This is a genomic window from Pantoea sp. SM3 (genome assembly GCF_000963995.1).
Lineage (GTDB): Bacteria > Pseudomonadota > Gammaproteobacteria > Enterobacterales > Enterobacteriaceae > Pantoea > Pantoea rwandensis_B.
In genome coordinates this window covers 15,131-28,607 of the sequence record NZ_JZRD01000020.1, presented here as the reverse complement: position 1 = coordinate 28,607, position 13,477 = coordinate 15,131, and the positions used below count along the sequence as shown (strand labels likewise).

The 13,477-nt window shown below is 53.0% G+C and carries 13 protein-coding genes; 8 read left to right on the top strand and 5 right to left on the bottom strand.

What is annotated here, in order from left to right:
- Nucleotides 1-126: 126 nt before the first annotated feature.
- On the bottom strand, nucleotides 127-1,233 hold the full coding sequence (locus VI01_RS13125) for an ABC transporter substrate-binding protein (RefSeq protein WP_045815503.1): 1,107 nt from the start codon (nucleotides 1,231-1,233) through the stop codon (nucleotides 127-129).
- 163 nt (nucleotides 1,234-1,396) lie between these two features.
- The gene (locus VI01_RS13120) at nucleotides 1,397-2,152 is read right to left on the bottom strand and encodes an IclR family transcriptional regulator (RefSeq protein ID WP_034822379.1); all 756 of its coding nucleotides are present in this window, start codon (nucleotides 2,150-2,152) and stop codon (nucleotides 1,397-1,399) included.
- A 381-nt stretch (nucleotides 2,153-2,533) separates the two neighbouring features.
- Between VI01_RS13120 and VI01_RS13115 the strand changes: the two genes are divergently transcribed.
- From VI01_RS13115 to VI01_RS13090, 6 genes are all read left to right on the top strand, one after another.
- The gene (locus tag VI01_RS13115; protein WP_045815502.1) at nucleotides 2,534-2,926 is read left to right on the top strand and encodes a RidA family protein; all 393 of its coding nucleotides are present in this window, start codon (nucleotides 2,534-2,536) and stop codon (nucleotides 2,924-2,926) included.
- Nucleotides 2,927-3,065: 139 nt separating this feature from the next.
- The gene (locus tag VI01_RS13110; RefSeq protein WP_034822375.1) at nucleotides 3,066-3,890 is read left to right on the top strand and encodes a transporter substrate-binding domain-containing protein; all 825 of its coding nucleotides are present in this window, start codon (nucleotides 3,066-3,068) and stop codon (nucleotides 3,888-3,890) included.
- A 50-nt stretch (nucleotides 3,891-3,940) separates the two neighbouring features.
- Entirely contained in the window at nucleotides 3,941-4,678 is a 738-nt protein-coding gene (locus VI01_RS13105; RefSeq protein WP_045815501.1) for an amino acid ABC transporter permease, read from the top strand.
- Entirely contained in the window at nucleotides 4,675-5,319 is a 645-nt protein-coding gene (locus VI01_RS13100; RefSeq protein ID WP_045815500.1) for an amino acid ABC transporter permease, read from the top strand. The genes VI01_RS13105 and VI01_RS13100 overlap by 4 nt, the downstream gene beginning before the upstream one ends.
- Nucleotides 5,316-6,053, top strand: a complete 738-nt coding sequence (locus tag VI01_RS13095; RefSeq protein ID WP_045815499.1) for an amino acid ABC transporter ATP-binding protein — start codon at nucleotides 5,316-5,318, stop codon at nucleotides 6,051-6,053. The genes VI01_RS13100 and VI01_RS13095 overlap by 4 nt, the downstream gene beginning before the upstream one ends.
- An 11-nt stretch (nucleotides 6,054-6,064) precedes the next feature.
- On the top strand, nucleotides 6,065-7,336 hold the full coding sequence (locus VI01_RS13090; RefSeq protein WP_045815498.1) for an alanine racemase: 1,272 nt from the start codon (nucleotides 6,065-6,067) through the stop codon (nucleotides 7,334-7,336).
- Nucleotides 7,337-7,458: 122 nt separating this feature from the next.
- Here the strand turns inward: VI01_RS13090 and VI01_RS13085 are convergent, their stop codons facing one another.
- Nucleotides 7,459-8,154 carry an aspartate/glutamate racemase family protein gene (locus VI01_RS13085; RefSeq protein ID WP_045815497.1) on the bottom strand — a complete coding sequence of 232 codons (696 nt, stop codon included), beginning with the start codon at nucleotides 8,152-8,154 and terminating at the stop codon, nucleotides 7,459-7,461.
- 93 nt (nucleotides 8,155-8,247) lie between these two features.
- A complete protein-coding gene (locus VI01_RS13080) occupies nucleotides 8,248-10,305 on the bottom strand; it encodes an FUSC family protein (RefSeq protein WP_045815521.1) in 2,058 nt (685 codons plus the stop codon).
- A gap of 252 nt (nucleotides 10,306-10,557) precedes the next feature.
- Between VI01_RS13080 and VI01_RS13075 the strand changes: the two genes are divergently transcribed.
- Entirely contained in the window at nucleotides 10,558-11,505 is a 948-nt protein-coding gene (locus VI01_RS13075; RefSeq protein WP_045815496.1) for a sulfonate ABC transporter substrate-binding protein, read from the top strand.
- Between the two features lie 33 nt (nucleotides 11,506-11,538).
- Here VI01_RS13075 and VI01_RS13070 read toward each other — a convergent pair whose 3' ends face one another.
- Nucleotides 11,539-12,498 carry a zinc-binding alcohol dehydrogenase family protein gene (locus VI01_RS13070; protein ID WP_045815495.1) on the bottom strand — a complete coding sequence of 320 codons (960 nt, stop codon included), beginning with the start codon at nucleotides 12,496-12,498 and terminating at the stop codon, nucleotides 11,539-11,541.
- A gap of 108 nt (nucleotides 12,499-12,606) precedes the next feature.
- On the opposite strand from VI01_RS13070, the gene VI01_RS13065 reads away from it, so the two are divergent.
- Nucleotides 12,607-13,461: a LysR family transcriptional regulator gene (locus tag VI01_RS13065; RefSeq protein ID WP_045815494.1), complete on the top strand. Its 855-nt coding sequence runs from the start codon at nucleotides 12,607-12,609 to the stop codon at nucleotides 13,459-13,461.
- Nucleotides 13,462-13,477 lie beyond the last annotated feature (16 nt).

Here is a 13,477-nt window from a genome sequence, read left to right as displayed (position 1 = left end):
GTGACATGCCACACCCAACGTTATAATTGATATGTTATAACATAACAATTGTACTTGTCATGATGTCAGAGAAAGATTGTTGAGAAGGCATAAAAAAGCGGGCCTTTGTCGGCCCGCTCAATCACATTACTGATTGTTGGGGTAGCTCAGATCAATCGGTTCATCTGGCAATTTTGTGAATGTTTTCACAATAGTATGGAAATCTGCGGTGGGTTTCAGATCGGCAAACTGCTGTGGATAGAGATCCTTTGCCAGAATTTCCATGCCGATGATGTTGTACGGGTGGTTGTAGAAATGATGGTACACGCCATACACACGCCCCTTTTTCACCGGTTCAATTTGTGCCAAACCCGTACGCTGAAGCAGGGTCTGGAACGTGGCGTTGATCTCTTTTGGCTGCACGCCGTAACCAAATGGCAGCACATTCGTGTTCGGACGTTTAGAGCCAGACATGATGTAAACATCAGGCTTCATAGCGATGATTTTTTCCAGCGCAACGAACCCGGCATTGCCCGGCAGCAATTCCGAACCAATATTCTTGCCACCAACGGCTTCGACCAATCCGCCCCAACCGTTATGGCTGTGGGTAAAGCAGCAGTTATCACTGTTACCGGCAATCGGTTCAATGAACACGGTCGGTTTATTCTTCACCTCGGCGACGCCTTTGATGATGCGATCAAACTTTTGCTGGTAGAAGTCGGTATAGTCTTTTGCTTCGCTTTCGCGGTTCAACACTTTACCCAGCAGCGTCACGCTCGGTGCGGTGTTTTGTGCCGGGTGCAGTTCATAATCCACAAACACCACGGGAATATGCAGATTATTCAGCGTATTCAACACACCTGATTGTTCCAATGCCGGTTTTGCACGCAGCTGGGCAATCATCATGTCGGGCTTTTGCGCCAGCACGCTTTCTAAATTGACCTGTCCCTGATCGCTGAAGCCCATATCAACAATTTTGGTCGCTTCCGGCCATTTGCCTTTCAGCAGATCCCAGGTTTGGGTGTCCTGTTTTTTCGGCAGGTTATTCCACGCCACCACGCGCTTGAACGGGTCATCACGATCCAGCAACGCCAGCGTCAAAATATCGCGGCCATCCTGCAGGATGATGTGTTGTGGTTCTTTATTGATGGTTTGCGTGTGACCGTCCATATCGGTGACGGTTAACGGATAAGTGGTAGCCGAAGCAGCCGTGGAAGCCAGTAACCCCATTGCCAGTAGCAGGCGCGTTTTCATCCTAAAACTCCGTGGTAAAAAGAATAGTTATTATTATCAATTACCTTAACACAACCTTAAGTACCGAAAAATAAACATCAGGACAATGGGTTGTAACGGATTGAGTCAAAAAGGATGGGATGGGTTTGCGTAGGGTGCGCATTGATGCGCACCTGGATAGGTATTAAGTAAAATCTGACAGCTTCTGCCCGGAGGTAATCAACTCCTGCAACAGCATCTGCCGACGCTCTTGCGACGTATCACGGCTCACCATAAAGCAGATCGCCGCCACCGCCTGGCCGCTGCGGGAACGAATCGGTGCCGCCATACAGCAGGTAAAGCTTTCGGAGAGACCTTCCGTCATGCAATAGCCCAGCTTACCGGCATGATGGATTTCATCGAGAAACGCCTGCTTATCAAGAATCTGCCCGCTGGCGAGACGGTAATCTTCTTCTGGAATCAAATCGAGGATCGCGCTGTCAGACCAGTTGCTGAGCAGCAAGCGGCCAGTCGCGGTCCAGGTGATGGGCACGCGTACGCCGATATCTGAGGTGATTTTGAAGGGGTGCGCGTTGCTGCTCTCGGACAGCACCACCGTGTATTTATTGCCTTCCAACATGCAAAGCTGCACGGTTTCACCGTGGCGCGCCACAATCTCCACCATCAACTGATGGGCACGACGGATGAGGTCATTGTGCGCCATGTAGTCTGCACCGTAATAGTGCATTTCGCGACCAAAAAACACCGCACCATCTGCGTCTAATTCCACCAGCCCGGCTTCACTGAGCAGGCTGACCAACTCATAAACGCTGGATCGGGGTGCGCCGGTGGCATCGATCAAATCGCGCATCGCCATCGGCTGACGGGCAATATGCAACTGACGGAAAATATCAATAACCCGGTCAACACCGCGCGCCCGTGACGGTTTTTCATCCGGCATACGCTCACTCCCCTGTTGCATTGGTGCGATTGGAATACATGAAAAAAGAAAAGCATCATACACCCCAACGCAACAATTACCCATCCCCGTAAAAATAAAAATTAATCACTGACGTTATATTATGGCGATCTATTTTGGGGCCTCATTTTGGCACAATCGTTTTTTGCTGACATTTGAAATGTTCGACAAAGGTCACATTATTATTAAACGAACACTCTCCAGGATATTTATTTTGCGATCCCGACTACATCACAAAAAATTAAATAACCGATCACATATTGCAAAAGCAAATCCACTGTGCAAATCTTGCCCTATCCGGTATTGCAGATTCAAGTCTGATATACCGGACAGACTAACAACTCCAGAAATGAGGCAATTTGCATGACGATAAAACGTTATGGCATTGAAGGCGGAACAGGCACCGGCGGGCAAAAATTGCCTTTTGCCCGTGCGGTAGAAGCTGATGGCTGGCTGTACATCTCAGGCCAGACGCCGATGCGCGACGGTGAGGTAATGGAAGGCGGTATCATTGAACAGACCCGGTTAGCATTCGATAACTGCCTGACCATCATGCGCGAGGCAGGTTATCGCGTGGAAGATGTGGTACACGTCACAGCCGTGCTGACCGACGCACGCTACTTCAGTTCCTTTAATAAAGTATTCAGTGAGATATTCAGTGGAAATCCACCGGCGCGTATTTGCAGCGTGCAGGATTTAGTGGTCGACTGCAAAGTGGAAGTGGATATGAAATGCTTCCGCGCCGATCGTAAATAATTATTACGGTTAAAACAGGCTGACGAATTTTTATTTTCTTCGCCCACACCAGGACAGCCTGTTATTAATTGATGCTTTTCATTTTGCTGTGAAATATCGGTGTTACGCCGACTCATAACCATTTTATAGAGAGCATAAAATGAACACAACATCGCTTAAATTCGGCGCGGCTGCGCTGGCGTTACTGGTTTTAGCTGGCTGCACACCCACCGAAGAAAAAAAAGAGGCTGGCGCGGCACCGCAATCGGCCCTGCAGAACGTGTTGCAACGCGGCACGCTGCGTGTCGGTGACTGCCTGAGCTTTGCCCCCTTTGGTTTTTATGACAAAGATGGCAACCCGGATGGTTATGACGTTGATTTGGCAAAAGCACTGGCCAAGGAGATGGGCGTGAAACTGGAGATGGTGAATACCACCAGCGCCAACCGTATTCCTAACCTGCAAACCAATAAAGTCGATGTCGTGTTCTGTAACTTCACACGCAATCTGGAACGTGCCAAAGAGATCGGCTTCACCAACCCGTATGTGGTCGCCAGTGAGGCAATGCTGGTGCGCAAGAACAGCGGCATTCAATCAGCCCATGATATGGCGGGCAAAACCATCGCCACGGTGAAGGGTTCAACCAATGGGGATGAAGTCCGCAACCTCGGTATTGATGTGAAAATTCAGGAATACGATTCATCGCAAGCCGCGATCCTCGCCGTGAAGCAGGGTCAGGCCGATGCGATGATCGAAGATAACAACTTCCTGGCTTACCAGGCCAAGCTGGACCCCACGCTGACCGTCACCAACGAGGCGCTGGTTCCGCTGGAATATAACGCCTTTGGTGTGAAACAGGGTGATCAGGTGTGGACCAACTATCTGAATGAATTCCTGTTTGAGATTAATGCATCGGGTGAAAACGCCCAGCTTTATCAGAAATGGTTCGGTAGCAAGCCACGTTACCCACTGAATCCGCAATATTGATTGATGTACGGCGCGGCAGTTGATGCCGCGCCGTTCGAAGGAGTCAAACCATGAGTTATCAATGGCTAACCCTCTGGCGCTATGCCGACACCTTTCTTGAGGCCGCATGGCTGACACTACAGGTGACATTGCTGGCCTTCGTGCTGGCGGTGGCATTGGGTTTATTGTCGGCATTAGCGAAATCATCGCCTGTTGCTCCCCTGCGCTGGATCAGTCACTGCTACGTCGAATTTATTCGCAACACGCCGGTGCTGCTGCAAATTTTTATCATCTTCTTTGGCCTGCCCTCGCTGGGCATCACCATGAGCGCCTTTACCGCCGGTGTGCTGGCGCTGGGCATTAACGTTGGCGCTTACTTGTCTGAAACCTTTCGTGCCGGGATTCAATCGGTGCCAAAAGGTCAGCTCGAAGCCGCTTATATTCTCGGCATCCCACGTCGGCAAATCTTTCTCAGCGTGGTGCTGCCGCAGGCGGCACGCGCCGTATGGCCGGCAATCATCAACAACCTGATTCAGCTGCTGCTCGGCACTTCGCTGCTTTCTGCGATTGCCCTGCCAGAACTGACCGGCACCGCCACGGTGATCAACGCCCGCACTCTGCTGTATGTCCAGACCTTTAGCGTGGTCGCGCTGGTCTATCTGGTGCTGAGCAATCTGTTCTCCTGGCTGGGCACGGTAGCAGGACGGCGCATGTTCCACCCGCCGCTGGTGACCCCGGTAAAAAAGTCCGCCTGGTGGTGGGCAAAAAAATGGCTGACTAATCCAGTGAAACAGGAGAATGCGCTATGAGCGAGCTTATCATCAGCTCTTTCCCCATCCTGCTGAAAGGACTGGGTATCACGCTGTTGCTGTCCATCGCCGCCATTATCGGCAGCACGTTGCTGGGCTTACTGGCGGCAGTGTTGCGCACCAGCCGATTGCCGGTCGCCAAACAGATCGCCGTACTCTATACCGAGCTGTTTCGCGGTACGCCGGTGCTGATCACGCTGATGTTCATCTACTTCGGCGTGGCCTACTTCGGTTATGAGATCAACCTGTTTGCCGCCGGGATCCTCGGTTTGAGCATCTATCAAGGTGCCTATATCGCCGAAGTGTTCCGCGCCGGAATTGAAGCGGTACCGAAAGGACAGTGGGAAGTGTCGTGGATTCTCGGGCTTTCCAAACGTCAAACCTTCATGAGCGTGGTATTGCCCCAAACCCGTGGCATCGTGTTGCCGCCGCTGGCCGGTCAGTATCTTTCGCTGATTAAAGACACCTCGATCGTCAGCATGATCGGCATGTCCGAACTGATGCATCAGGGCCAGGCGATTGTCGATCGCATCGGCCAACCGGTGGTGATTTACGGCCTGGTTGCCCTGCTCTACTTCGCCATTTGCTTCCCGCTTTCTCGTTGGGTTCAACATCATCAAACCAGGAGCCAGATATCATGAGCCAATCCGCGATTACGCTGAGCCGCATTACTAAATCCTTTGGCTCCACTCAGGTGCTGAAAGAGATCAGTCTGGATGTTTCACCCGGCGAAGTGCTGGTGTTGATTGGTGCGTCCGGTTCAGGAAAAAGCACCGTGCTGCGCATCATGAGCGGCTTAGAAACCGCTGATGGCGGCGAAATATGGGTCAACAAAGTGCCATTGCACGACCGCAAGCGCAGCAGCGAAATTTGTGGCCATGTCGGCATGGTGTTCCAGCAGTTCAACCTGTTCCCACACAAAACCGCGCTGGGTAACGTCACGCTGGCGCTGATTAAAGCGCAAAAACTGTCTGAAGCGGAAGCGAACAAACGCGGCATGGCGGCACTGACTCGTGTTGGGCTGGCGGAGCGCGCGCATCACTATCCGGCACAGCTTTCCGGTGGTCAGCAGCAGCGCGTCGCCATTGCGCGCGCGTTAGCGGTGGAACCGAAAATTATGTTCTTCGATGAAGCCACCTCCGCACTAGACCCAGAGCTGGTTGGCGAGGTGATGGAAGTGATGCGCAGCCTGGCGCGTGAAGGCATGACCATGGTGGTGGTGACGCACGAAATGGGCTTTGCTCGTAAAACGGCAGATCGCGTGGTGTTTATGGATCAGGGCGTTATCGCCGAACAGGGTTCACCTGAGCAGATCTTCGTGCATCCTCAAAACCCGCGCACTCAGCAATTCTTATCGCGCGTGCTTGAGCATTAACAGGAGTCACTATGTCGATTCATTTTCCACTGAAGGCCGACGGGTTGCTGGATGCCCAACAACCTGCACCCCGTTTTAAATCGGTGGCGGGTGCAGGTCATCAGCCATTAACGCCTGGCAGCAATGTGTTTACTACTGATGAAGTGTTCTCCCCGTTGATGGTGATGAAGCAATCAGCGCTGCAGAACAACCTCCACCAGCTCGCCACGTTTTGCCAGGAAAACGGCATCATGCTGGCAGCACATGGAAAAACCTCTATGTCGCCCGCGATCTTGCGCCGCGCTATCACAGAGGGTGGCGCGTGGGGATTGGGTGCTGCCACGCCGGCACAGGTCCGCGCGCTGCGTCAGTTTGGCATCCGCAATGTGTTTCTCGCCAATGAGTTGGTCGATCCGGCGGGCATTCGCTGGATTGGTCAATGGCAGCAGCAGCATCCCGACCACGGTTTCCTCTGCTATGTGGATTCACTGCAGGGCGTAAAATTGCTGGAGCAGCATCTCGGTGATGCACAGATTTCCGTGCTGCTGGAAATGTCGGTGAGTGGCGGCCGCACCGGCTGCCGTTCGCAGCAGGAAGCGCTAAAAATTGCCGAAGCGATGAAAGCCAGTACTTCACTGCATCTGGTGGGCGTGGCCGGTTATGAAGGCGCGCTGGGTGCGGGTCGTGATGAAGCCGGTATTCAACGCGTGAGAGCATATTGTCAGATGATGATCAGCACCGCCGCACTGCTGGCAGATCAGCAACTCTTCAGCAGCGATCACATCATCCTCAGCGCTGGCGGTGGCGCCTGGTTTGACGTGGTGACCGAGTGTTTTACTGCCGCGACATTACCGCTGCCGATGACACCCTTGATTCGGTCCGGTGCCTATATGGCGCATGACAGCGGCTTGTATGCGCGCATTGCACCCTTCGCGCAACCGGGTTCGAGCCATCACTTCGATGCAGCGCTGGAGATTTGGGGGCGGGTGTTGTCTCGTCCTGAGCCAGGATTGGCTTTTGTCGATTTTGGCCGGCGTGATGTGCCGTTCGACCAGGATCTGCCCAATCCATTGTGGATCCGCAACGCAGATGGCAGTGAACCGCGCGCAGCAACCCATCTGCGTATCAGTGACGTCAACGATCAACATGCGTATCTGCTGCTGCCCGATGATGAAACGTTGCAGCCGGGTGATTGGGTAGGATGCGGTATCTCTCATCCCTGCACCGCTTTTGATAAATGGCGCTATCTGCCACTGGTGGACGACGATTATTGCGTCACAGATTCACTGGAAACAGCATTCTGACCACAAAAAAGGCTGCCAACGTATTGGCAGCCCGTTCTGGCACATCCCTGTACGACCATGTGGAGTCAGACGTTGTGCCTTCAATGAACAGATGATAACACAAAAAATAATTAGCAGGATAATTATTTTGTTGCCAGAGCCAGTTTCACCGCATCCTCGGCATGAATTAACGTGGTATCAAACAGCGGCACGCTGGCATCTTCGGGCTTCACCAGCAGGGTAATTTCGGTGCAACCCAAAATGATCGCTTCGGCGCCCTGCGCCACCAGCTCAGCAATCACCTCACGATAACGCGCTCGCGACGACTCACGAATAATGCCAAGGCACAACTCCTGATAGATGATGTCATGCACCGTCTTCCGGCCCGACGCATCCGGTACCAGCACATCAATGCCAGACTGCGCCAGGCGGCCTTTGTAGAATTCCTGCTCCATGGTAAATGCCGTTGCCAGTAAGCCCACGCGCTTCACGCCAGCGGATTGAATGCGCTGAGCAGTCGCATCGGCGATATGGAGCAGCGGGATATCCACGGCACCGATAATCTGGTCAGCGACTTTGTGCATGGTGTTAGTGCAGAGCACAATAAAGTCCGCCCCGCCCTTTTCCAGACTGCGCGCGGCTTCTGCCAGAATCTCGCCGGCCCGCTGCCATTCTCCCGCCACTTGCAGCTTCTCAATTTCCTGAAAGTCGACGCTGTACATCAGGCTACGCGCCGAGTGCAATCCGCCAAGTTGCTGCTTCACCTGTTCATTGATGATGCGATAGTAGAGCGCCGTCGATTCCCAACTCATCCCACCGATCAAACCGATCATTTTCATCTGCGATTTTCCTTTATCAAGCCTGTCCAGCACTGTACGGGATTTGTCAGTCTGGTGCATGCCCCCAGCTCAAATACAGGGTTTGCGGCACACTTATGCGCGATCAACCTCAAGTGGCGCGTTTTCCGGCCAGCGTGCTGAGGGAAACAGCGATAAGCGGATATTGAACAGATGGAACATCGGCGTAAACAACGCCTGTTCCTGTAATGTCCGCGCCTCTAAACCCAACAGCAGGCGATTAAGTTCATGCAACAACGCCGGATGGGGCTGTGTCTGCAGTGATTTCAGCTTGCGTTTGAGGAACACACTCAGCTCATGGAACATCGCCGCACTCTCAATGCCATTCTCGGTCAGCAGCGCCTTATGCCGCGTGTAATAGTCGTAACAGTTGGCGCCAAGCCAGGCTTCGGCAATCAGATTGCCGCCGGAAACCAGATCGGGTGAGGGATCGACGCGTTTACGTGGCAGGATAATGTTGACCTTATCCAGCGTGCGCGCCACAAATTGCTGGCGCGCCGTCATCGTTACCGTGTTGAGGCGCAGCGCAGCGATAAACTGCAGCAAATCGCGGATCCCTTTACGCACCGCGCGTTTCGCCGTCCACGATGGACGTTTGTTGCGAATAAGCAACGTCAGCACCAGGGCGATGACAATACCCACCAGCGTTGAAATCATTGCGTTCACTATAAGCAGAAGATCGGGTTTGAAATGATGACTCATGCCAATCAGACCCGGAATCTGCGTGGCGACGATCAGGCCAATCAAATTGGTTGCCGGGTTGGCAATCACCAGTCCCAGCGCAAATAAACCGGGCGCGAGGCAGATGATCATCGCTTCAAACGTTACCGCTTGTGGTATCAACACGGTGACGTAAAGCAGACTGATCGCCATTGAGATCAATACGCCCTTCAGGAAGAGTTTCATTGGCGCGATAGGACTATCCAGCCCGGCAAAGAAGGAGCAGAGTACCGCCGCCATCATCGGCGCAGTCGAGCCATCTTTCCAGCCGCTGCCGATCCAGAACAAGCAGGTGGCGAAGGTGGCAAGAAACGCAGTGAAGCAGGAGAGCAGCAGCAAACCTTTATCGACATGCTTATGCGCACGCACGGTTTTTCCCGGTTTGACGGTCGGTGTCCACTCACTCACGCGTTCGCTGACGCTGTGATAGGCATTGGCGATACGCACGAAGTTAAGCTGGCGCTCCAGCAATCCAATCAACAAAATACTCTCTTCACTGTTGAGTCGACCTTCCTGCCAGGCCTGTTTCAACTGCGCCTGTGCAACAGTGAGGACATCGTGCACCTGAACCTGATCATCGCCATTTAGCCATAACAAAAACTGCTGGAACGCCTCAGACACATAGTCTGGAAAGCGGATTTCCTGCTGCGCCAGCAAATTGAGACGTGATTCAATTGCCGTTAGGGTCGGGATCAAATAGGAGAGGTGTTGATACTGCACGCTGACCAACCGCACCAGACGTCGCGCGGCATCGCCTTCATATACACAGTGTGTAATCAGGGTTTCGACGTTGAGAGGATAGTTCGCCATCTGAACCAGAATATCTTCTCGTTCTACCGATTTATCAGCTGGCATCACCGTAACTAACTCGCTGCACAGCTTACGGGCATTTTGGAACCACAGGCTGACACTCTGTTCCAGCAAGTTGCGCATCGAGACCGGCATGATCAAGCGGTGCACCAGGCTGCTGCAGATAATCGCCACGGTGATCTCTTCAATACGCGATATCACCGTGTAGGTGATGGCCGAAGGGGATGTCACATCGGGAAATCCCATGATCGCCGCGCTGTAACCCGCCAGCATAAACACATAGCTTTTCGGCGTGCGATCATGCAATGAAAGGTAAAGGCACACGGCAACCCATAGCGAGATACACAGGCTGAACAGCATCGGTGACTCTACCGTAGTGGGATAGATCAGCAGCGTAAACAGCCCACCCAGCAAGGTGCCGAAAAAGCGAAACACCGATTTCGATACGGTCGAACCCGAATAGAGTTGGGAGGCAACGTACACTGTAGTCAGTGACCAGGCCGGTTTATCGAGATTGAGTTCCAGAGCAATGTAAAAAGCCAGAAAGGCGGCAAGACAAGTTTTGGCAGAAAACAGCACTGCGCTTTGTGAAAACCACTTCATAGAGCGAAAGAAACCCACAGCAGGCAACGTAGGTGCCTATCCTGACAGAAGCCTATCGATATGACATTTTGATTTGTTATACAAATTATTAACGTGCTAATTATCTGGGCATCTATGCAAATCAAGATGACATACTGATTACAGTGAATGATCTTGATCACAAAAATTCGGTTATAAGCGATCGAAATTAGTTATTTATTGGTTATATAAGCGCTTTGTTATGGTGATTTAAAAAACCACCAAGGAGTGATTATGCCAACCAAAATTCCTGCGCTAAGCATCCTGGCGCTTAGCTTCGGCCTGCTCTCTGCGCACGCCTTTGCCGCTAAACCAGAAACCGTGACCATCGGCTATCAGAAAGCCAATATCTTTGCGCTGCTGAAGTATCGCGGCACGCTGGATGAAACCTTCAAGAAGGAAGGCATCAATGTCCGCTGGGTCGAGTTTCCGGCCGGGCCGCAGATGCTGGAAGGGTTAAATGTGGGCAGCATCGATTTAGCCGCCACCGGCGATGCCCCACCGGCTTTCGCGCAGGCTGCCAAAGCTGATTTGATTTACCTCGGTCACTCCCCTGCTAACCCCAAAACCGAAGCCATCGTGGTTCCTAAAGATTCGCCGATCAAAAGTGTGGCGGATTTGAAAGGTAAGCGCGTTGGATTGAACAAGGGTTCTGACGTAAATTATTTGCTGGTGAAAGCGCTGGAAGATGCCGGACTGAATTATAAGGACGTGAAACCCGTTTACCTGCCACCTGCAGATGCGCGCGCCGCCTTCCAGAAAGGTGCGATTGATGCGTGGGTGATTTGGGACCCCTACCTTGCAGAAGTGGAAGCCAATGCCGACGCGCGTGAAATCCGTAATGCGGAAGGTTTAGTGCCGCATTACACCTTCTATCTTGCCAGCCGCCCGTTTGCGGAAGGCCATCCTGACACCGCGAAACAGGTGGTGGAGGAACTGGGTAAGTTGAGTGATTGGGCGAATGCCAACCAGGATGAAGCCGCGGCGATATTGTCGAAATCGACCGGGTTAGATAAAACGATTTGGCAGACCACGTTGAAGCGCCTGCCGTATGGTGCCACGCGCATGACACCGCAGGTATTTGATGAACAGCAGGCGTTAGCCGATACGTTTACCCGCGTTGGATTGCTGCCGGTTAAAGTGGATGTGCGCAGCGCGACCTGGTCACTGGATAAGCAGTGATCAGATAGTGTGCGGCCTTGCGGCCGCACACTGTTAAACCGTTATAAACACTCTGCCCAAACGCCCACGCGTTTCTGCTCGTTGATGAGCTTCAACCACCTGTTCCAGCGGGAAAGTACTATCGATAGGCACGATCAGCTCGCCTTTCGCCGCCATCACCATCAGTTCATTCACCAAATCGCGGGCAATCTGTTTTTCGCCCCATTCTGGACCCAGCAAGCATCCGATCAACGTAATACGGTGCAGCAGCAGATATTCCGCATCGACCATCTGATTACGTCCAGCGAGAATGCCGATCAGAATCGCCGCTCCGACGTCTTTTAATACTTCAATGCCATCTGACAATGCTTCACCGCCGATGGTATCGATCAGCAAATCCACTTTATTGCCGCCCAGCAATTCACGCACCTGTTCGCCAGCCTGCTTGTCACCGACCACAATCGCGTCATTGAGGCCAAACTCACGTAACTTTTCCAGTGATTCTGGCCGCGTACCGGTTCCAATCACCCGGACACCCATGCGGGATGCCAGTTGGACGGCAGCCATGCCCACCCCACCCGCCGCGCCGAGAATGAGTACGGTTTGGCCTGGCTGCAGCTTTCCTAAATGAAATGCCCATGCCGCGGTGCCTGGCCCAACCGGAATGGCAGCAGCAATTCGCGCATCCAGACCTTCTGGAACAGGAAAACAGTTATATGCAGCGACAGCGCGACGTTCTGCATAAGCACCTCGCCAGTTGAACGTGGCCACTTTCTGCCCCCTCTTAAATCCCGTTACCTTTGCCCCCACATCAAGAATGGTGCCCGCTGCCGCATAGCCCAAAGACTCACCCGCTTGTAAGTGCTGGCTGTTGCGAGAAATGATATCGCCGCCCTCAACACTGATGGCTTCCACCGCCACCAGAAGCTCATCCTGCGTGATCAGAGGTTCGGGGACATCCACCAGTTGCAAAACCTCTGGACCACCTGGCTGTGGGTAAGTTACTGCTTTCATCTCTGCTCTCCACACTGCTGAATACGAATAATGACCGGTAGATAAAGCGTAGCGAAGCTGATGATATGTTGGTAGGCTGCATTCACATGTATCAGACATAACCCCATCATGATATCGGACAATTTTGAACCCGCGCTGCTTCGTACTTTTGTTGCCGTTTGTCATCACCGCAGCCTGACACGCGCCGCCGAGCAGGCCGGACGCGCCCAATCCGCACTCAGTGCACAGATTCGTCGACTAGAAGAACATACGGGCCAGCGTTTGCTGCGTCGTACAGGACGTGGCGTCGTCCCCACCAAAGAGGGAGAAGTGCTGCTCAGTTTTGCGGTGCGAATTCTCGCGTTGGGAGAAATGGCGGTCGCGCAACTGAGTGAAAGTACGCCCGCCGGCACGCTTCGTATCGGGATGTCCGAAGATGTGGCATCGAGCTTGCTCCCCTTTGCACTAGGCAGGCTGAGAAGATTGTGTCCGGGCCTGCACATCGAGCTTTCCATTGAGAGCGATCACATTCTCGCCAGACGCTGGCAGGAGAGCGCGTTTGATATGGTCTTGGGTTTGACCGCCGGATTCAGCGAAGACCCGTTAACCAGTTGGGAGATCGACCTGCATTGGGTGTGCGGAATTGACTATCCCTGGGATAGCGCGCTGACGGTCGATGCTATTGTTTGCGGTGAACCTTGTTCATGGCGACGCTTGATGTTTGATGCGCTGATTGAAGCAGGCAAGGAGTTTAGGATCGCGGTAACCAGCTCCAACCTTGGCGCGATCATCCCCGCTGTTGAAGGCGGATTGGGTGTGGCCATGCTGCCAGCGGAGCTCATTCGTCATGACAGTATGCGTCTGGTGAATGTGGCGCAGGCTCCGGTAAAAGTGACATATGGTTTGTTTGTCACGCGGCGGCCGAACTCCAATGTCACCACGGCGCTGAATGTGATTCAGGAGAGTTTAAAAACGTTGTATTAGAAGTGGGCGACTCAAG

What these genes read in the sequence shown, in the direction of transcription:
- VI01_RS13070 (WP_045815495.1), bottom strand. Translation starts at nt 12,498, where the DNA reads ATGAAAGCAGTAACTTACCCACAGCCAGGTGGTCCAGAGGTTTTGCAA.
- VI01_RS13120 (WP_034822379.1), bottom strand. Translation starts at nt 2,152, where the DNA reads ATGCCGGATGAAAAACCGTCACGGGCGCGCGGTGTTGACCGGGTTATT.
- VI01_RS13085 (WP_045815497.1), bottom strand. Translation starts at nt 8,154, where the DNA reads ATGAAAATGATCGGTTTGATCGGTGGGATGAGTTGGGAATCGACGGCG.
- VI01_RS13065 (WP_045815494.1), top strand. Translation starts at nt 12,607, where the DNA reads ATGATATCGGACAATTTTGAACCCGCGCTGCTTCGTACTTTTGTTGCC.
- VI01_RS13090 (WP_045815498.1), top strand. Translation starts at nt 6,065, where the DNA reads ATGTCGATTCATTTTCCACTGAAGGCCGACGGGTTGCTGGATGCCCAA.
- VI01_RS13105 (WP_045815501.1), top strand. Translation starts at nt 3,941, where the DNA reads ATGAGTTATCAATGGCTAACCCTCTGGCGCTATGCCGACACCTTTCTT.
- VI01_RS13115 (WP_045815502.1), top strand. Translation starts at nt 2,534, where the DNA reads ATGACGATAAAACGTTATGGCATTGAAGGCGGAACAGGCACCGGCGGG.
- VI01_RS13080 (WP_045815521.1), bottom strand. Translation starts at nt 10,305, where the DNA reads ATGAAGTGGTTTTCACAAAGCGCAGTGCTGTTTTCTGCCAAAACTTGT.
- VI01_RS13075 (WP_045815496.1), top strand. Translation starts at nt 10,558, where the DNA reads ATGCCAACCAAAATTCCTGCGCTAAGCATCCTGGCGCTTAGCTTCGGC.
- VI01_RS13125 (WP_045815503.1), bottom strand. Translation starts at nt 1,233, where the DNA reads ATGAAAACGCGCCTGCTACTGGCAATGGGGTTACTGGCTTCCACGGCT.
- VI01_RS13095 (WP_045815499.1), top strand. Translation starts at nt 5,316, where the DNA reads ATGAGCCAATCCGCGATTACGCTGAGCCGCATTACTAAATCCTTTGGC.
- VI01_RS13110 (WP_034822375.1), top strand. Translation starts at nt 3,066, where the DNA reads ATGAACACAACATCGCTTAAATTCGGCGCGGCTGCGCTGGCGTTACTG.
- VI01_RS13100 (WP_045815500.1), top strand. Translation starts at nt 4,675, where the DNA reads ATGAGCGAGCTTATCATCAGCTCTTTCCCCATCCTGCTGAAAGGACTG.